Source organism: Thermococcus sp. (genome assembly GCF_027063845.1).
Classification (GTDB): Archaea; Methanobacteriota_B; Thermococci; order Thermococcales; family Thermococcaceae; genus Thermococcus.
This window is the reverse complement of the sequence record NZ_JAMOQU010000073.1, coordinates 1-17757: the sequence shown is the minus strand read 5'-3', so window position 1 is coordinate 17757 and position 17757 is coordinate 1. Positions and strand designations below refer to the sequence as shown.

Below are 17757 nucleotides of genomic sequence, written 5' to 3'. Positions count from 1 at the left end.
GAACCCGCTTGGAAGAGCCTTAGTCCTGTGAATTCAAACTTTCAACGGCGGGTTTAATTTTGAAATCCCCTTGCAGAGGAGCCCTATAAGAATCACAAACTTTGAGAACCAGCGGAAAGTTTTTTGAAGTGGAGATTGTGTTTGTGTTGAATTCCATTTATGGTGAACTGTCATGCTCGCCGTCAGAGTCCTCAAGAGAGAGGCCGAAAAAGCGAGGAGGAAGCTCATCGAACTCGGCGTTCTAGCTAAGGGATACGCCGTCAGGCGGGAGGGCGAGTTCGTTCTGTTCCCCGTGACTGAAGAAGTAGAGGGCTTCGAGCTGGTCGAAGCCGAGTTCGAGAGGCTTAAGAGAAGGCCCCACAGCTACCGCGAGGTCGTTGAAGTCCCGGATAGTGTTAAACCGCTCCTTCCAAGTTCCTTCGACGTAATCGGGGACATCGCGATAATCGAGCTCCCCGACGAGCTGATGCCCTACGGGAAGGCAATCGGCGAGGCAATTCTCAAAGTCCACAAGCACATCAAAGCAGTCTTCGCCAAGGGAAGTAAAGTCGAGGGAGAATACCGCGTTAGAGAGTTAATCTACCTTGCTGGGGAGAAAAGAACCGAAACCCTCCACCGCGAGAACGGGATAAGGTTAAAGCTCGACGTTGCCAAGGTTTACTTCTCCCCCCGCCTCGCAACCGAGCGAATGAGGATTTTCAGAAAGGCGAAGCCCGGGGAAGTCATCTTCGACATGTTCGCCGGTGTCGGGCCGTACTCAATACTCCTCGCGAGGAAGGCGAAACTTGTCTTCGCCTGCGACCTAAATCCTTGGGCAATCCGCTACCTTGAGGAGAACATCAGGCTGAACAAAGCTCACAACGTCGTCCCAATCCTCGGAGACGTCAGGAAAGTTGCAGGAAAACTCAAGGCTGACCGCGTCATAATGAACCTCCCCAAGTTCGCAGATAGGTTTTTGAGAGAGGCCATGCTTAGCGTCAGGTCCGGCGGGATAATCCACTACTATGGCTTTTCCCCGGAGGAAGACCTCTACTCGGAGCACGAGGCGAGGATTAAGGCCGTCGCTCGGGAGCTGGGCTTTTCGGTTGAGTTCCTTGAGAGGAGAAAGGTCCGCCCCTACGCGCCGAGGCAGTTCAACATCGCGATTGACTTCAGGGTTCTAAAGTGATGTTTCGTGTGGAAAACGGGACTTTAAAAGCAGTTGTTTTCCCGATAAAACACCCTTAAGGTTAGAAAAACGGAAAGATTGAAGATGACAGAAGGGTCGGTTCACTTCCCCGCTATCTTCACGTTCTCGAACCTTATGAAGGGCGTCGTTATGGTGTTCATGAAGGGCATTACCGTCTGCTCCCTGCTTACCTCACTCGCCTGCCTGAGGAGCTCGTAGACGTTTCCCGCTATGAGGAAGACGCTCGAGCCGACGACTTCCCCGTCCTCGATGAGGAAGGCAGGGTTGGCAGTTACGGCAAAGTTTCCGTTGTCCGGGTTGCTGGAGTGCGCGCCCTGGAAGCCGTCCACGAAGTAACCCCTGTCGATTTCGGCTATCATGTCCTCAAGGGAGCGCTTGCCCCTCTCAATAACCACGTTGTGGAAGCCGATGTTTATTCCGCCACTTCTCAGGTCGCGCTTCCCGTTTCCGGTGCTCTCGGTTCCGTAAACCTTCGCCCAGTAGTTGTCCCAGACGAATCCCCTGAATGTTCCGTTTTCAATGAGGACGTTCTTCCTCGTCGGAACGCCCTCGCCGTCCGCTATGACGGGCTCAAGCGACAGCTCGTGGAACGGGTCGTCGTACATCGTGAGAACGTCGCTCGCAATCTTCTCGCCCACTTTTCCAGCTAAGGGCGTGGTTTCCTTGACGAGGCGCTCACCGCTGAAAGCAGGGAGGAGCGCGTAGCTGAAGAGGCCTGCAATCGCCCAGGGGCCGAGGATTATCAGAACCTCCTCGTTCCTGCTCGGCTTGACGCTGTAGGCCCACTTGACCTTCTGGACGGCCCTCTCGACAACCCCTTCAACGTCGAGGTTTAGGTCACGCTTCGCGTCGAAGTCGAAAATTCCAGGCGTCACAACGCCTTCCTTCCTGCCTACGAGCTCAACGAAGAAGAACGCCGCGCCTCCCTCCTGGAAGACGTCCACTCCGTGGGAGTTGACGACGTGCCTCTCTTCCCAGCTGACGCCGCCTTCTCCGCCGGCTACGACGGCGTTTGGCTCTTTCTCGCGGGCGAGCTTTATGGCCCTGACGAGCATCTCGACGAGAACGTCCGGCGAGGCCTCCTTCAGCTCGTAGTTGGGCTTGGGCTTTTCGCGGTACTTTCCGGGCTCCGGCAGTGAGACCCACTTCTCGTCCCTGCTGTTGAGCCTCGCCATCTTCGCGGCCTGCTCTATCGCTTCCTTAACGCGCTTCTCCTCGTCGCTGTCCACTATAGCTAAACCGAGGCGCTTGTCCTTTATACCGCGGATTATCGTTACGGCACCGCTCCTCGTCGAGGCCATCGAAATCTCGTTAAGCTCGACGCTCGCGCTGACCTCCCTCGAGCGGTAAACTGCAATCTCAACCTCATCGAAGAGCTTCTCAGCGTAGCGTATGAGGTTCTCCATCTTTAACCCTCCGCTTCAATTTTGCTAGATTCAACTCCCAATTCCTTCAAACGCCTCATAATTTCTCCGAGGAGAACTTCACGGGCACGCCATATCTCGATTCCCACGATGTTACCGCTTTCATCGTAATCCACGAGGATATCTTCGTCAATTTCAACGGTCTCGGCTACCTTCGAGGGAGATACTTCTATGTAAAGGATGTCCCCCTGCGGGTCGTAGCGAACCTTCATACTCTCACCCACCTGCCCTTTCTTAGGCGGTTTTCTATTTGAGCCTTTCTCGATGCCTTGTAAACGGTCACCACTTCTATGCCTCCAAGCCGGGCGTCATAAACCACTACCAGGGCTTTACCGTTGCCTTTCACCACAACGAAGTGTCCCGTGAGCGTGTCTATTGCCTTGATGTCCGGGTCTTCAAGTGCTTCAACGACTTCCTCTGGCTTGATGTTCCTCTTTTTCATTGACTCAACGGCGTGCCCGGTGAAGTGAATCTCAGCCAATCAGTATTCCCCCGTCAAACCTCATGTGCGGGCCGCCTGAGCTGACGAAGGCAGTCTGTCCCTTGCCACAGAAGCCGACCTCGAGGCCGAAGTCCTTGCCAACGGCGCTTATCTTCTTGAGGGCCTCTATGGCAACGCCGGTAATCGAGGTGTCCCTTATCGGCTCCGCTATCTCGCCGTTCCTGATGACGTAACCCTCCTGGATTCCGACCTGGAAGGCGCTGTTGAGCTGGGCCTGACCGCCGCGGAAGTCAACGACGTAGTAGCCGAACTTGATGTCCTCGATGAGCTCTTCGAAGGAGTGGTCGCCTGGCTCGAAGACCGTGTTGCGCATCCTGATTATCGGCGGGTAGCGGTAGCTTTCAGCTCTCGCGTGCCCGTTCGGCTCCATGCCCCACTTGTGGGCGTACTCGCGGTTGAGCATTATCTCCTTCAGGATTCCGTTCTCGATGATGTGGATATCCTTAACCGGGACGCCCTCGTCGTCGTACTTGTCGTTTCCGAAGCCGCCTTCAACGATGCGCTCGCTCATCGTGACGTACTCCGGGGCGATCTGCTTGCCGATGAGGTCTTTGAAGGGCGAGTTTATCGTGAGGTCTGCCTCGGCGAGGTGGCCTAAAGCCTCGTGGGCGATGATTCCGACGACTATCGGGCCGGCCACAATCGGCCACTCACCGCGCTTCGGAGCCACTCCTTTCAGCTGGCTGTGCATCTTCCTGAGAAGCCTCTCCTTCACCTTCTCATTCGGCTCTATCTCGGTCATGAGCTCCCAGCCGTAGTCAACGGCTCCAATGCTGTCCCTCGCCATCGCGAGCTTTCCGTCGGCCTTACCTGTGACGTAGGTTCCCTGGTAGAGGTAGTTGTAGTCCCACTCTATCCTCGTTCCCTCGTTGGTGAGGAGTATCTTCTTCCCTCCGCCGTCCTCGTAGCGAATCTGGACGCTCTTAACGGCCTCGTCCTCCTTTAGGAGCTTCTCAAGCTCCCTCAGGTGAGCGACCTTCTCCTCAATGTCCACTTCCCTCGGCTTAACGCGCATCTTGCTTTTCACGAAGTCCTCGACGGGCTTTATCTCGGCCAGCTGGATTTTCTCCTTCTTCGTCTGCGCGGCCGCCCTGGCGAGCTTGTAGGCCTCTTCAATCTTCTTCTCAAGGTTCTCAAGCTCGCTCGTCGAGGCAAAGCCCCAGGCACCGTCCGCCAGAACCCTTATGGCAACGCCCCTGTGGAGCTTCCCCGTGAAGCTCGTAAAGACGCCGTCCTTGAGGCCGAGCGTGGTCTTTCTCAAATCCTCGTAGCGTAGCTCGATGTACTCGGCCTTCAGGTTTTCTTCAGCCCACTTAAGGGCCCTTTCAAGTGCCTCCATGTCCACCACCGTTGACGTTTGTCCAATCCATTGTGGGATGGACAACTATAAAAGTCTTTTGAGCATTTCGATGAAGGTCGAAAGGAAAACCTTTTTCAGACCCCCGAGCGAATTTTAGCGGGGTGAGAGCATGAAGGCCGAAATCAAGAACCTCATAGACCGAGGCACATACAGAAAGCTCCCGCTCTTTGAAGGCGAACTGCCGGAGGGTAGCTACGCCCAGATAGTCGAGGTGAAGCCGGGGCAGACGGTTAAGAAGCACTACCACCTCCACCAGTATGAGCTGTTTTACATAATGAGCGGTGAAGCTCGGCTGGGCATCGGCGAGACCGAGTACCTCGCGAGGCCGGGTGATATCTTTCTTGTCAAGCCGAAGACCGTTCACTGGGTAATCAACGAGAAGGACGAGCCCTTCAGGCTCTTCGTCGTCAAGCTGAACTATCATGGAGACGATTCAGTCTGGCTGGAGGAGTGAAGATGACCGAGAGGGTCATTGGAATTCTCGGCGGAATGGGCCCGCTCGCGACCGCCGACCTCTTCAGAAGGATAGTTGAGAAAACCCCGGCTAAAAAGGACCAGGAGCATCCGCGAATCATAATCTACAACAACCCGAAAATCCCCGACAGAACAGCCTACATCCTCGGCAGGGGCAAGGACCCGAGGCCCGAGCTGATAGAGAGCGCCAAAAAGCTCGAAAGCTGGGGCGCAGACTTCATCATAATGCCCTGCAACACGGCCCACTTTTTCGCCGAGGACATCCAGAAGGCCATACGGATTCCGCTTGTCAACATGGTCGAGGAGACCGCGGAACGCGTGAAGGAGATGGGCCTCAGGAAGGTGGGCCTCTTGGCCACCGACGGAACGATAAAGGGCCTCGTCTACCACCGCGCGCTCCTGAGGAGAGGTGTAGGTATAGTCGTTCCCAACAAGGAAGACCAGAGAAAGGTAATGCGGGGGATTTACGATGGAGTCAAAGGCGGAAACCTTGAACTCGGGCGAAAGTTGCTTCTCGATGTTGCAAAAAAACTCGAAAAGAGAGCCGAAGGGATAATCGCAGGCTGTACCGAGGTCAGCGTTGCGCTCAAGCCTGACGACTTAAGCGTTCCATTGATTGACCCTATGGATGTTATAGCCGAGAAGTCCGTAAGGCTTGCCCTCGGACTTGAGGAGCTCAGAGCTCGATGACCATTCCCGAGTGGAGCTTGTGGAAGCGCTCGCCGTAGGCCTTCAGGAACTCTGCCTCCGCCCTCAGACCGGTGCAGTGCCCCGTGTAGACCTCCTCAACGCCGAGCCTCTGAAACTCTTCGACGGTCTTCCTTATCCTCTCCTCGCCCGCTTCAATCAGGTGAAAGCCCCCGATGACGGCCCTGACGCACTCCTCCCCCGTCAACCGTATCGCGTGCTTCACTATGCTCACTATTCCCGCGTGACTGCAACCGCTTATAACAACGAGCCCCTCTGGAGTCTTAGCGACGAGGCTCATGTCGTCCCTCAGTTCGTCCCTCACGACCTTTCCGTTCTCGATGGTGTAAACCTCGAGCTCGGCCCTCTCAAAGCCCTCCCTCTCGGTTATCTCGCCCGTTGAGAGGACGTTCTCCGTTATCAGAAGCGGGTCGGCGGTGAGGTAGAGGTCAGCGAGCTCTTCAATCTCCTCCCGTCTGAAGGGAACGCCGACCTCGCGGAGGTATGGCCTGGTGATGAAGTGTCTTCTGAAAATCGAGGGGTGCGCTATAACAGGAACGCGCCTTCCGATGGCCTTTAGAATCCCCAAAAGCCCGCCGGTGTGGTCGTAGTGGCAGTGACTCAGGAAGAGGTAGTCTATAGAGGCCGGCTCGATTCCGAGGAGCTTCATGTTGTGGAGCACTGGTTCGGCGCTCTGGCCGGTATCAAAGAGAATTCTCCTTCCATCGGCCTCGATGAGGAAGCTGACGCCGTGCTGGGCAAGGAACGGGCTCTCATAGCCCGAGTAGTCCTCGACGAGAACAACCACGCGCATTGTTTCCACCGGAGGGATTAGGAAAAAGAAAAGTTATAGTTTTCGGGTGAAATCTGCTTGGGAAACTGAAAGTCATGGGGCCCTTCTCCTCCAGAGAACTATCAGACCAGCGGCAAGCATTGTCAGCGTAACGCCGAGAACAGCTCCCATAGGAGGGCTTTCCCGAGGAGCTGTCTCCGGCGAAGTCGTTCTGAGTGGCTTCAGTCTCAGCGGCAGGAGTTTCATCTCTTCCGCGGTTATGGTGATGTTGGCAGAATAAGGTTCATAGCCCTCTTTCAGAATCCTCACTTCGTGTCTTCCCTGGAGCAGGCTTATAACGAGGGGAGTCGTTCCTATATCCCGCCCATCCACAATAACCCTCGCACCCGATGGTTCCGTCGTAACGTTAAGAAAACCATAGGCCGATTTGAACCGAACCTCCAGGAGGACCACCAATGGAGCCGTGAGGGCGAGCTCCTCCGTGTAATTCAAGTAACCCTCGCGCGTGGCTGTGAGGATGTATTTCCCCGGCGGAAGCTCAATCCTGAGTTCATCGTTCGGGTATTTTATCTCACCGTAGAAAGTTCCGTTGATGTAAACCTTCGTATTCGACACTCGCGACGTTATGTATAGGACGGCGACTGGGTCAAGGGTCACGTTGAGATAAATCGTCTTAAAGGCGGGAACTGTTACGTTCGTGCTGAGAGTTCTGTATCCGTCAGATTTTATGGTGATTGTATGGTTGCCCGCATCGACGGTTATGTTGTCTCCTATTCTGCCCTCGTATTCACCGTCCACGTACACTTCAGCGTCTCGGGGTGTGCCGTTGACGATTATCCACCCACGGTACCACGTGAGGGGAAGATTAAGAACTCTCTTCTTTCCAGGAATCACGGTGAGGTTACCCTCGTATTTGTAAGCCGTCCAGTTGTGGGCGTAGATTGCAAGATAGTATCTGCCACCTAGTAGTGTGAGTTTCGTGGGACCGTCCCCGACGAGATTCCCATTAATGTACACATCCGCATTCATTGGATTGGGCCATATCTCCACGTATCCCAGAGGATTCAAAAGTTTGATATCCATTATCAGGCCCATGTATCCAACCCCGCCCTTCACAGGTTTGAAGGGCTCTATATCTGGGTCTACCCACTTGGGGATGACGTGGAAGGTCGTCCCTTCCCTTAGAAAGTCCTCCAGCGTGGCCACGTAAAAGCTCCCGTTTCCACCGCCCCCAACGAATTCACCGGAGATGACTGTAAGGGAATAGGCAGGGTTTAATGTCAGCGTGAAAACGTCGTCGTGGATTTTCAAAACGGCGCCTTCTTCATCGTACACTCCCACAATAAAGGTCGTTCCATTAATGTACTCGGCATCGAAGGGACAGAAACCCCTAACGGAAAAGGCTTTGCCCCTTTCGGGGTAGATAACGCTGCCTGTTCCAGAACGGCACATGAGGAGCACCGGTTCACCTTCCAATAACTTCACCCTTACTGGAGTGTCTCCGGTGGGCCTGAAGTGGAACTTGAGGGACTTCACAACCTTCCCGGAAGGTGAAAGTTGGAGGAACACTGGAAGACCGTCATCGGCGAGGCCCGCGGTGTATATGAACCGCCCATCTGTGGTTATATCCGTGAGGGTTAAGTTAAGAAAGGCCGCCAAATCCCTTCCAAAGGTGGTGAAAATAGAGATATGGGAAGCGCGGCCAGGGTATGTTATCAGAACGTAGGGGGTTCCGTTCAACACTGTGAGCCCCGAGGCGATACCGGAGAAGGATACCTCTTTGTAATCGCCGTGCTCGTTCCACTGAAAATACCACGACTGTAGGTCATATTTGTTTTCCCATGGATTCTCGACGCACTCAACGCCACTCACCATCAGCCATCCTTTGTCCGAGACCATCTCAAAGTAAGGCCAGAACTCTACATCAGTGTCAATTCCCTCAAACCTTTCTCTAGCTAAGACCTTCCACCACTCAAGGGTGCCGTTGGGAGAGATTGCCAGCAGTACCGCGTACCCATCGCAGGAGCCCCCACCACTCGACGCAATGCCGAGAGCATAGACTGTGCCATCCACCTCTTCCACTCCCACTACGACAGCCTCCTTCATCAGGCCGTCCATATTGAACTCAAAGGGCATCACCCGGGCCGGGACAAGGGATAGCAGCAATATAAGGACGATGACAAGTAAAAGGGGCCTTTTCATCTCACTCCACCTCTTTGAATACCCCGGGCCAAATTAAATAAATTTTTGTAGCTCGATACTTCCCTCACCGCAACCTCTTAAAACCCTCCCCCCAATTTAGGCCGGTGGGAGGAATGGAGATAGGCGTCGTTGGAAAGCCAAACGTCGGAAAGTCAACGTTCTTTTCAGCGGCTACCCTCGTTGACGTTGATATAGCAAACTATCCATTCACAACCATTGATGCCAACGTCGGCGTGAGCTATGCCATAGCGGAGCACCCCTGCAGAGAGCTCGGCTGTGAGCCGAACCCCCAGAACTACGAGTACCGCGAGGGGAAGGCCCTGATTCCGATAAAGATGATTGACGTTGCCGGTCTCGTTCCTGGAGCTCACGAGGGGCGCGGTCTGGGCAACAAGTTCCTCGACGACCTGAGGATGGCGTCCGCATTAATCCACGTCATAGATGCCACCGGAAAGACCGACGCCGAGGGACAGCCCACGGACTACCACGACCCAGTCGAGGACATAGAATTTTTAGAGAGGGAGATAGACTACTGGATTTATGGGATACTTAAGAAGGGCTGGGAGAAGTTCGCGAAGAGGATTAAACTCCAGCACATGAAATTAGAACAGGCCATCGCCGACCACCTCTCCGGAATCGGAGTAACCGAGGAGGACGTCTGGGAAGCTATCCACAGGGTGGGCCTTCCGGGCGACCCCACCAAGTGGAGCGACGAGGATTTGCTCTCCTTCGTCCGCGAGCTGAGAAAAATAAACAAGCCGATAATAATAGCCGCGAACAAAGCTGACGCGGCAAGCGACGAGCAAATCAAGAGGCTCATCGAGGAGGGAAAGAAAAGGGGCTACATCGTCGTTCCTACATCAGCGGCAGCAGAGCTGACCCTCAGGAAGGCGGCAAAGGCGGGCTTCATTGAATACATTCCGGGCTCGGGCGACTTCAAAATCGTCAAGAAGATGAACCCCAAGCAGGAGAAGGCCCTTCAGCTGATTAAGGAGAAAGTCCTCGACCGCTTCGGCTCGACCGGCGTTCAGGAGGTCATAAACAGGGCGGTCTTCGAGCTCCTTAACCTCATTCCGGTCTACCCAGTTCAGGACGAGAACAAGCTCACTGACCAGTTCGGCAACGTCCTACCTCACGTCTACCTTCTCCCGAAGGGCTCGACGCCGAGGGATTTGGCCTACAAGGTCCACACCGACCTCGGAAGGACTTTCCTCTACGCGGTGAATGCCAGAACGAAGAGGCGCGTCGGGGAGGACTACGAGCTTCAGTTCAACGACATCATAAAAATCGTCGCAACGGCAAAATGAGCACCGGCAGGAGCATAAATGCAGGCCCGCAGATCTTTCTCTTGCCTTTCTCATTGAAGGTTTTAAAACGTACAGTAGAGCTCTCACCTTTCTCCGTTTGTCCCTCTGTTTCGACACATGGGTTTATGCCGATTTTCTGGAGGCTCACATCGGCCAGATAAACCCCGGATACGTTGTATTTTTCAGCATAGGAGCATATTACCTCGCTGAACTCCCTGACCTGGGTCTCGTTGTTGAGGTCAGCGTAGCTCAGGGCCAGCACGGGAACGTGGAGGGCCTGGAGTTCCTTCACCTGTTCGAACTCCCATTCGAGGTCGCTTTCGCTGAAAATTTTGTATTTCCCTGTGGAGAAGTCGTAGTACGTCACAAAGTCCTCGAAGAGAACGTAGTCAACGTACAGGGCGACCTCGTCTTTTATCGAGAACCCTCTGTTCACGATAATAACCATTCTCGGGTAGCGTTCCCTTATTGTCCTTATAAGGTTCACCATGGCTCGCTTTTTCTCTGGGTACAAGTCAACATAATCGACGTTGTCAAGGAAAACACCGTCGAAACCCCTCGAAAGGATGTATGGGATTGCTTCGTCGAGAACAATACTCCTCCACTTTGGTGATGAGAAGTCTACAACCTTTTCACCCCACTCCTTGTTTTCCCCTATCACGATGTCTCTGGAAACGTCCTTCGCCCAGGGCTCCCAGCCCCCGATGGTTGCCAGACTCAGGTAGCCGACGACGACGTGATGCCTGGCAAGGCGTGAAACGTAGGTGGCGTTCACGGTGGGCGCAAGCACGATGATATCAAATCCGCTCAGCTCTTGAAACTCAGAGGGCCCAATATTTCCATAGTAGACGGCAAAAGAAGTCGCGAAAGCGCTTGGGGTGAGTAGCAGGAGTACAAACACCGCAACCCTAAGAGCCCACCCAGACATTGAACGTCACCTGGCACGGGAACTCATCTTCCTTTATGGGAGTCCAGTAGTTGGAGACGTACCATCCCCTCGGTACTTCCTGATATGTCTGGACGATGTAGAGATACTCGGGTTCGATGTACTCTGGCTGTTTTTCGCATTTCAAAATTGCCTGCACCTTAACGTTGTGGAGGTCTTTCTTGGCGGTTAGTATGTATGTCAGATTGTAAAGGTTACTGCCCACAGGCTGTACATAAACGTAATAGGTAAAATACTCATCGCTCACGTTGTATTGGGGTATGTCAACAGGGTCTACCCATGGGATTATAACCTGGTTGTCGGGAACGTTTCTGGCTGACCTGCTCATTGTTGATACAACGATGAACACGATTACAAGGGCAACAGCTATCATGAACAGGTATTCAAGGGACGCTTGCCCCCTTCTCATGTGGTCACCCAAGTGTATTTTGAGGAAACTTGCTATAAAAGTTACCTTCCCGATTTAACAAGCTCTTGGTAAAGCCTCGGCTCCACGTCGTCTTTGTTCAGGCCAAGGAGCCCTGCAACTTTCCAGATTTTCTTCTTAGCTTCCTCAACGTCATCGGAAATGACCTCTATGTCGAGGAAACCGCCAAGGCCTTCAACGTCGTTGAGCTCGAAGGTGACATCGCCCAGGCGGTAGACGAGTCTCCTCTTCCTCACGACGATGTCTTCCCCGAAGCCGAGGCGCTTGAGAATCTCGACGGTTGTGTCGAAGTCCGAAACCTCAACTTCAAACTCGTCGAACTCCTCGTTCCTGCCCGGGTCCTTGATTTCCTTGTAGGTCAGAAAAGCCTTCCCGAGGTTGTCGAGCTTCCTCACGCGGAGAAGCTTTGGGCGGGGTAGGGAGAAATAAACGTCCTCCTGGAGCTCCTCCCTGACGAAGAGGGCTCCAAGGGACTCGATTTTTCGCCTCGTTTCTTCAAAATCGACCCTGAACTTCACTTCAACCTCCATGTCAGACCCTCACGAGGAAGCCCACGAGGTCCTCGCCCTTGACGAAGTCCTGGAGGGGAATCACTTCCACGCGCTTCAGCGTTGGTAAGACCTTTATAGTCTCGTCAATGAACTTGTTGAGCTTGTCCTCGCTCTCCTCCCCGACGAGGGCAACAACACTGTCCTTCCCGCTCCTCGCAACTGCGAGAACGTTTGGGAGAATCGAGAGGGTCTTCATGATGTAGTTGATGTACTTCTCAAGGAAATCCTCGATGATTGGTGTTTCGGCCTGAATGTAAATCAGCGCAACCGCCTTGGGACGAAGTGAATCACCCAGAATAATCGTGTACCGCTCGATTACACCCCGTTCCAGGAGCTTTTTGATTCTAAAGTGTATCGTTGACTCGGGTCGATTTAACCTCTCCGCTATCTCGGAGATGGTCAGGCGAGCGTCCTCCTTGAGGAGTCTGAGTATAGCCCTATCAAGGTCATCCAACTGTACCATGGGGAATCCCCCAGCGCTGGTAAATATCGTTGTTAATTTCCAGAATATCTAAGATTTTGCCGATTATAAAGTTTATTATATCATCCACAGTTTTCGGCTTTGTGTAAAATCCAGGCGAGGCGGGCATTACAATCGCTCCCGCGCGAGTCACGCGAAGCATGTTTTCGATATGGATTGCGTTGAGGGGAGTTTCCCTTATAAGGAGCACGAGTTTTCGTCTTTCCTTCAGAGCGACGTCCGCAGTTCTGGTTATCAGGTTGTCGGCGTAACCACTGGCTATCGCCGAGAGGGTCTTCATCGAGCAGGGGGCAATCACCATCGCGTCAAACGGGTAAGAACCCGAGGCTGTTGGCGCGAAGAGGTTGTCCTCAGGATAATCCGGTTTGAGCTCAACGCCGAGCTCGTGGCGGGCAACCTTTATCCCGGTCTCCGTCGCAAGAAGAATGACTTCATGGCCGAGTTCGCGAAGAACCTCAACGAGCCTTATTCCGTACACGGCCCCACTCGCACCGGTTATTGCAACCACTACCCTCATGACATCACCACTATCGCTTCCCCGCTATCTTTTTATACCTTTTTGACCGAAAAACATCGAAGTGCCATGAAGATACATCCCGTTCTCATTGAGAGCGCCCTCGAGATAGCCAAGAGACTCGGTGCCAAAGCCCTCGTGATAATGGAGGAAGTAGAGGAAAAGAAAATACCCGACACCGACCTGCCCGTTGTCCTCGTCGGTTCGTCTTTTGACGTTGAGGATGAAAAGGTCAAGAAGGTGTCCATTCCCCAGAACCTCGACCTCAACAACGTGCTCAACCTGCTTTCCGCGTTTCTCCTGGAGCACAACATCGTCAGTGAGGGTGATTCCTTTGTCTACGTTACCGAGGACTCGATAGGCATCAAGACCGTCAAGAAGGGAATCTCCGCGATGAAGAGCTTTTTCGCCCAGAACCAGAGCGTCCTTCAAAGAATGCTGGAGATTGCCATAGAGCTCAGCATAGAGGGTAGAGAAGGAACGCCTGTCGGAACGATATTCGTCATCGGCGACACGAGGAGGGTCCTAAAGCACTCGCACCAGCTGATTCCAAACCCCTTCAAGGGACACAGGATAAACGTCCTCGATAGGGACAGCAAGGAGATAATAAAGGAGTTCGCCCAGCTCGACGGGGCGTTCGTCATAAGGGAGGACGGGCGGATAGTATCAGCGGGTAGGTACCTCGAAGTCGAGCCAAAGGTCATAGACCTCATGCTACCGCCGGGCCTGGGGAGCAGGCACATCGCGGCCGCCGGAATAACAAAGTTGACGAAGGCGATGGCCATTAGCCTCTCGGAGAGTGGGACGATAAGGATTTTCAAGAACGGCCTTATGCTCCTCGAGTACAACCCGAGGCTGAGATACTAAAGGCAGAAAAGAAAGGGTCAGACGTTGAAAATCCTTATGGTGTTCGTTCCTGCAGTCCTTCCTATCGGCGTTCCCTTGGTCAGCAGAACGGTGTCTCCCTCACTCACGAGCCCGAGGCCCGTTATGAGGCGGATTATCTCCCTTTCGCTCGTTTCTTCCACCTTGAACGGGTAGACTCCGTATGAGAACATCAGTGTGTTGGCGACCCACTCGTTGGTGACGAAGGCTAGAACCCACTGCTTCGGCTTGAACCTTGCTATGAGCCTCGCGGTCTGTCCCGTTCTGGTGGGCGTTAGTATGTACTTGATGTCAATCGAGTTAAGGGCCTCTATGATGCTCCTCGCTATAGCGTCCTTTATCGTTCCCTTCGTCGGCCCGCGCCCCTTCCACTCGTTCATCTTCCACTCGACCGTTCTGCTCGTCCAGAGGCTGTCGCGGTAGGCCTCGGTGGTTTTGGCAATCCTCGCCATCATCTTGACGGCTTCAACCGGATACTTACCAACTGCAGTTTCCTCGGAGAGCATGACGGCGTCGGTTCCGTCGAGGATGGCGTTGGCGACGTCGGTGACCTCTGCCCTGGTGGGAAGCTTCTCGTGCGTCATACTTTCGAGCATCTGAGTAGCAGTTATGACGGGCTTTCCAGCACAGTTGGCCTTCCTGATGAGCTTCTTCTGGAGTATCGGGAGCTTCTCAATGGGCATCTCGACTCCAAGGTCACCTCTCGCTATCATCACACCGTCGGAGGCGTTGAGAATCTCCTCGAAGTTCCTGACCGCGTCGGGGCGTTCTATCTTTGCTATGAGGAATAGCTCCCCGTTGTGGGAGTCAACGAAGCGCCTGACCTTGAGGACGTCATAGGCGGACCCGACAAAGCTTATGCCCACGGCATCAATACCGACCTCAAGGGCAAACTCCACGAACTCCAAATCCTTCTCGGTCACCGCATCTATTGCCAGCCTTGCCTTCGGAATGTTTATGCCCTTGTGGGAGAACAGCGTACCTCCAACGAGAACCTTACAGATAACGTCCTGACCGCGGACTTCCTCAACGCGGAGCGCTATGAATCCGTCGCTGAGGTAAATCACGTCGCCCTTGGAGACCATCCTCGGGAAGTCCTTGAACTCGACGGGGATTACCGCTTCGTTCCCAACGACGTCCCTCGTGGTCAGCGTTATCGTCTGCCAGCGCCTCAGGTTGACGGAACCACCCTCTATCTCCCCAACGCGAATCTTGACGCCGGGCAGGTCGCCGAGTATCGCTACAGGCCTGTCGAGCTTCTCTGAAACCTTCCTGACGAGCTTTACAGCCTTCTCGTGCTGTTTGAGGTCACCGTGGGCGAAGTTGAGCCTCGCGACGCTCATGCCAGCGCGAACCATCGCAGAAACCGTTTTCTCCTTGAGTGAAGCCGGACCGAGGGTCGCTATAATCTTCGTCTTCTGCCCCGGAAGTCTCATGCTACCACCTAAGAAGGGACTACGCGCTCCCGCTAAAAAACGTTTCCCGCGGAAGGTTTATTAATTAGGGCACCCTAAAAGCTCCGGTGGTTTCATGGGGTTCCTTGAGGTTGAGGTTTACGACGAAGATGAGCAAAAGGTCAGGCTCGGGGACCTCGTAAAGGGCAGGTGGACGGTTCTCTACGTCTACCCCAAGGACAACACGCCGGGCTGTACTACTGAGGCGAAGGAGTTCACGGAGTTGCTTCCCGAATTCGAGAAGCTCGGCTTCCAGGTAATCGGAGTCTCGAAGGATTCTGTTGAGAGCCACAGGCGCTTCAAGGAGAAGCACGGGCTAAAGGTGAAACTCCTGAGCGACCCCAAGGTTCGGCTCATCAAGGCCCTCGGCGCGTGGGGAAAGAAGAAGCGCTACGGAAAGGAGTACGAGGGCGTCATAAGGAGCACGTTCATCATAAACCCCGAGGGCGAAATCGTGTGGGAGAAGCGCAACGTCCGAGCAAAGGGACACGCCGAAAGGGTTCTCAAGGCTGCTAGGGAACTCAAAGGGTGAAGCTACCCAAGCTCTCGTTCAGTTTTTCCATGCAGGAATCACAGAAGACCGCCGGTCGGGAGTCCCACTCCTCCATCGTTGCCGGAGGATTCATAACGCAGGGGTTGGAGCAGTGTTCAAGGCCGAAGGCGTGGCCGACCTCGTGAAGGATGCCCTTGAGGAGGCGCCCCTTGAAGGTCTCGAGCTCGCGCGAGAGAATTCTCCTGGCGAGGCGCTTAACTTCCTCCTCCACGTGGGGGTTCTCAAGGGTTCTGAGGGTCATCCGCAGAACGTCCGACTCAAAGGGCCTCATGGATAACACCATTATTCTCCTTCCGAGTCTTTCTGCCTGGAACCCCAAGAAGCTCTCGTAGAAGTCGAAGTAGCGGTTCCTCGACGCGAGCGGAAAGCTTATCAGGCCGAGGATTTTGTTCATGGCGATTTCATCATCCTTCTCAAGTTCAACCTTGAGGCGGTAGTCGAGGAAGTCAACGAGAACTTCGAGCGGGTAAAGCCTCACCGTGCCCTCCGGGGTTTTGACGTTTATCAGGTAGCCCGGCTCGAGGGTCAGGCTGTCGAGATAGACGAACCTCACCCGCAGGCCCCAGTCCGCGAAGAGCCTGTTGGCCTCGTCAACGACCTCGAACATCGCGTCCTTCAGGGTGTTTTCAAGGAAGTTGGTGACGTAGGTGAAGCCTATGAACTCCATATTCTACCCTCGCTCAGACTTAGGTTTGGCTGGCTTTATAAGCGTTCTTTAGAGCGTTGAACCATGATGCTTTTAAGGCACCACCCCAAGTGAATACGGGCGATGGCGTCCGCCCGGGCTTCGAGCCCGAACCGCCCGAAGGGGCTGATGACGCCTGTTCTCCCGGAGGTGAGAGAATGGGCTCGAAGCTTTACGAAATCGGACGTTATGTTGACGTTGATGCCGTCCTACGATACGTCAAGGATAGAAGACACGAGGATGGCGGTTACTGTTTCGTTAGCGTTCTCGATGACACGAACGTGAACGATACATACTACGCGATTAAAATCTACGACCTCCTCGGCATCGAGTTCCCGGAGCCAGAGAAAACCATAGAGTTCCTGGGCAACGCCATCCAGCCCCAGACTGCAGTTGTGGCAATAGCGATGGCGCTCGAAGGCCTCGCCCTGCTCGGGGCCAAGAACGTCGCGAGGGAGAAGAGCGACATCGTTTTCACCAAGTACAACCCCGCAGAAGGCAGGTTCGCCGTCGGCCTCGGCGGGAGCGAGGAGTTCGGGGCGGCAACACCGCTCGAAGCAACATACTGGGTCACCAAGGCCTTCAATACGATAGGGCTCAGGTTCAACCCCGACGAGAGGGAGGCCATAAGGTCCTTCGTCATGAAGTTCCGCAACGAAAACGGCTACGGCGTCAAGCAACCGACCACGACCATGACCTACCAGGCGCTCTTCACACTCCACACCCTCGGCTACATGCCACCGAAGAGTCCCCACTTCAGAAACTGCGAGCTCTGCCCCATGGGGGGCTTCACCGAGGTTCCCTACAGCCTTCCGCCATACCTTGAGCCGACGTTCTATGCAACGAGAGGCCTTGAGCTTCAGAACGAGACCCCCACCTGTCAGATGGGGCACGTCTGGTTCATCCGCGGGCTCCAGAACCCCAACGGTGGCTTCAGGAGGAGCCTTGAGCTGGGCATTTCAAACTTCCAGAACACCTACCGCGCGTTGGCGGTCGTTGACTCGATGATGCGGTACCTTTAGGGAAGTTCGAGGGGGAGGGAGCATCCATTGAGGCCGTGGAATTCCTTGCCGGTAGGGAAGTCAGCCCAGAACGTGGGCGGAAGGAAAGGAGGGAGAAACATTGGCCGTTGGGGGTTGGGGGTGGATACACTACTACATCTCCGTATGGCTTCGGAAATAAGGACAGCCCTGGACGAAAACCAAAAGATTTTAAAGGTTCCTAATTGCCTGGGGATGAACGTTTTTCTCGCTGAAGAAGACATTTAACAGGCAAAGGGCAGGGGTGATGGAATGAACGCGAGATTGATGGGGCTGATAGCAC

20 protein-coding genes and 1 riboswitch are annotated in these 17757 nt (G+C 54.3%); of the genes, 7 read left to right on the top strand and 13 right to left on the bottom strand.

Features of this window, described 5'->3' with window-relative positions; translation table 11 throughout:
• The first annotated feature begins 172 nt into the window (after positions 1-172).
• Entirely contained in the window at positions 173-1168 is a 996-nt protein-coding gene (gene trm5b / locus MVO87_RS05615; RefSeq protein WP_297516702.1) for a tRNA (guanine(37)-N1)-methyltransferase Trm5b, read from the top strand.
• Between the two features lie 101 nt (positions 1169-1269).
• On the opposite strand, the gene MVO87_RS05610 is transcribed toward trm5b, so the two are convergent.
• The 4 genes from MVO87_RS05610 to MVO87_RS05595 are packed head-to-tail and all read right to left on the bottom strand — an operon-like array spanning position 1270 to position 4454.
• Positions 1270-2595, bottom strand: a complete 1326-nt coding sequence (locus tag MVO87_RS05610; protein WP_297552501.1) for a TldD/PmbA family protein — start codon at positions 2593-2595, stop codon at positions 1270-1272.
• A 2-nt stretch (positions 2596-2597) separates the two neighbouring features.
• Positions 2598-2825, bottom strand: coding sequence for a DUF2283 domain-containing protein (locus tag MVO87_RS05605; protein ID WP_297552499.1), 228 nt, complete (start codon positions 2823-2825; stop codon positions 2598-2600).
• Complete coding sequence (locus MVO87_RS05600; RefSeq protein ID WP_297552497.1) at positions 2822-3094, bottom strand: DUF4258 domain-containing protein; 273 nt, start codon at positions 3092-3094, stop codon at positions 2822-2824. Before MVO87_RS05600 ends, MVO87_RS05605 begins: the two co-directional genes overlap by 4 nt.
• Positions 3087-4454, bottom strand: coding sequence for a TldD/PmbA family protein (locus MVO87_RS05595; RefSeq protein ID WP_297552509.1), 1368 nt, complete (start codon positions 4452-4454; stop codon positions 3087-3089). The genes MVO87_RS05600 and MVO87_RS05595 overlap by 8 nt, the downstream gene beginning before the upstream one ends.
• Before the next feature lie 130 nt (positions 4455-4584).
• Between MVO87_RS05595 and MVO87_RS05590 the strand changes: the two genes are divergently transcribed.
• The gene (locus MVO87_RS05590) at positions 4585-4929 is read left to right on the top strand and encodes a cupin domain-containing protein (protein ID WP_297515448.1); all 345 of its coding nucleotides are present in this window, start codon (positions 4585-4587) and stop codon (positions 4927-4929) included.
• Positions 4930-4931: 2 nt separating this feature from the next.
• Positions 4932-5639, top strand: a complete 708-nt coding sequence (gene cuyB, locus MVO87_RS05585; RefSeq protein ID WP_297515445.1) for a cysteate racemase — start codon at positions 4932-4934, stop codon at positions 5637-5639.
• Here the strand turns inward: cuyB and MVO87_RS05580 are convergent.
• Positions 5626-6450 (bottom strand): MBL fold metallo-hydrolase, encoded by an 825-nt coding sequence (locus MVO87_RS05580; RefSeq protein WP_297515442.1) that lies wholly within the window; start codon positions 6448-6450, stop codon positions 5626-5628. The genes cuyB and MVO87_RS05580 overlap by 14 nt on opposite strands.
• Positions 6451-6522: 72 nt before the next feature.
• Entirely contained in the window at positions 6523-8631 is a 2109-nt protein-coding gene (locus MVO87_RS05575) for a PEGA domain-containing protein (protein ID WP_297552495.1), read from the bottom strand.
• A 113-nt stretch (positions 8632-8744) separates the two neighbouring features.
• Here MVO87_RS05575 and ychF point away from each other — a divergent pair, with 113 nt between their 5' ends.
• On the top strand, positions 8745-9938 hold the full coding sequence (gene ychF / locus MVO87_RS05570) for a redox-regulated ATPase YchF (RefSeq protein ID WP_297515467.1): 1194 nt from the start codon (positions 8745-8747) through the stop codon (positions 9936-9938).
• Here the strand turns inward: ychF and MVO87_RS05565 are convergent.
• The 5 genes from MVO87_RS05565 to MVO87_RS05545 are packed head-to-tail and all read right to left on the bottom strand — an operon-like array spanning position 9910 to position 12860.
• Complete coding sequence (locus MVO87_RS05565; RefSeq protein WP_297515436.1) at positions 9910-10866, bottom strand: glycoside hydrolase family 191 protein; 957 nt, start codon at positions 10864-10866, stop codon at positions 9910-9912. The two genes, ychF and MVO87_RS05565, sit on opposite strands and share 29 nt — an antisense overlap.
• A complete protein-coding gene (locus MVO87_RS05560) occupies positions 10847-11305 on the bottom strand; it encodes a class III signal peptide-containing protein (RefSeq protein ID WP_297515432.1) in 459 nt (152 codons plus the stop codon). The genes MVO87_RS05565 and MVO87_RS05560 overlap by 20 nt, the downstream gene beginning before the upstream one ends.
• Positions 11306-11334: 29 nt before the next feature.
• Positions 11335-11841 carry a class IV adenylate cyclase gene (gene cyaB / locus MVO87_RS05555; protein ID WP_297515429.1) on the bottom strand — a complete coding sequence of 169 codons (507 nt, stop codon included), beginning with the start codon at positions 11839-11841 and terminating at the stop codon, positions 11335-11337.
• Position 11842: 1 nt separating this feature from the next.
• On the bottom strand, positions 11843-12325 hold the full coding sequence (locus tag MVO87_RS05550; RefSeq protein WP_297515426.1) for an Lrp/AsnC family transcriptional regulator: 483 nt from the start codon (positions 12323-12325) through the stop codon (positions 11843-11845).
• Positions 12309-12860 (bottom strand): UbiX family flavin prenyltransferase, encoded by a 552-nt coding sequence (locus MVO87_RS05545; RefSeq protein ID WP_297515423.1) that lies wholly within the window; start codon positions 12858-12860, stop codon positions 12309-12311. Before MVO87_RS05545 ends, MVO87_RS05550 begins: the two co-directional genes overlap by 17 nt.
• A 66-nt stretch (positions 12861-12926) precedes the next feature.
• Here MVO87_RS05545 and MVO87_RS05540 point away from each other — a divergent pair, with 66 nt between their 5' ends.
• Positions 12927-13724 carry a DNA integrity scanning protein DisA nucleotide-binding domain protein gene (locus MVO87_RS05540; protein ID WP_297515420.1) on the top strand — a complete coding sequence of 266 codons (798 nt, stop codon included), beginning with the start codon at positions 12927-12929 and terminating at the stop codon, positions 13722-13724.
• Positions 13725-13741: 17 nt separating this feature from the next.
• On the opposite strand, the gene pyk is transcribed toward MVO87_RS05540, so the two are convergent.
• Positions 13742-15178: a pyruvate kinase gene (pyk, locus tag MVO87_RS05535; RefSeq protein WP_297515416.1), complete on the bottom strand. Its 1437-nt coding sequence runs from the start codon at positions 15176-15178 to the stop codon at positions 13742-13744.
• Between the two features lie 94 nt (positions 15179-15272).
• On the opposite strand from pyk, the gene MVO87_RS05530 reads away from it, so the two are divergent.
• Positions 15273-15728 carry a peroxiredoxin gene (locus tag MVO87_RS05530; RefSeq protein ID WP_297515413.1) on the top strand — a complete coding sequence of 152 codons (456 nt, stop codon included), beginning with the start codon at positions 15273-15275 and terminating at the stop codon, positions 15726-15728.
• Here the strand turns inward: MVO87_RS05530 and MVO87_RS05525 are convergent.
• Complete coding sequence (locus MVO87_RS05525; protein WP_297515410.1) at positions 15718-16416, bottom strand: zinc metalloprotease; 699 nt, start codon at positions 16414-16416, stop codon at positions 15718-15720. The genes MVO87_RS05530 and MVO87_RS05525 overlap by 11 nt on opposite strands.
• 89 nt (positions 16417-16505) lie before the next feature.
• Positions 16506-16580: riboswitch (Fluoride riboswitch) on the top strand.
• A gap of 12 nt (positions 16581-16592) precedes the next feature.
• On the opposite strand from MVO87_RS05525, the gene MVO87_RS05520 reads away from it, so the two are divergent.
• Positions 16593-17456 carry a prenyltransferase/squalene oxidase repeat-containing protein gene (locus MVO87_RS05520; protein WP_297515407.1) on the top strand — a complete coding sequence of 288 codons (864 nt, stop codon included), beginning with the start codon at positions 16593-16595 and terminating at the stop codon, positions 17454-17456.
• The last annotated feature ends 301 nt before the right edge of the window (positions 17457-17757 follow it).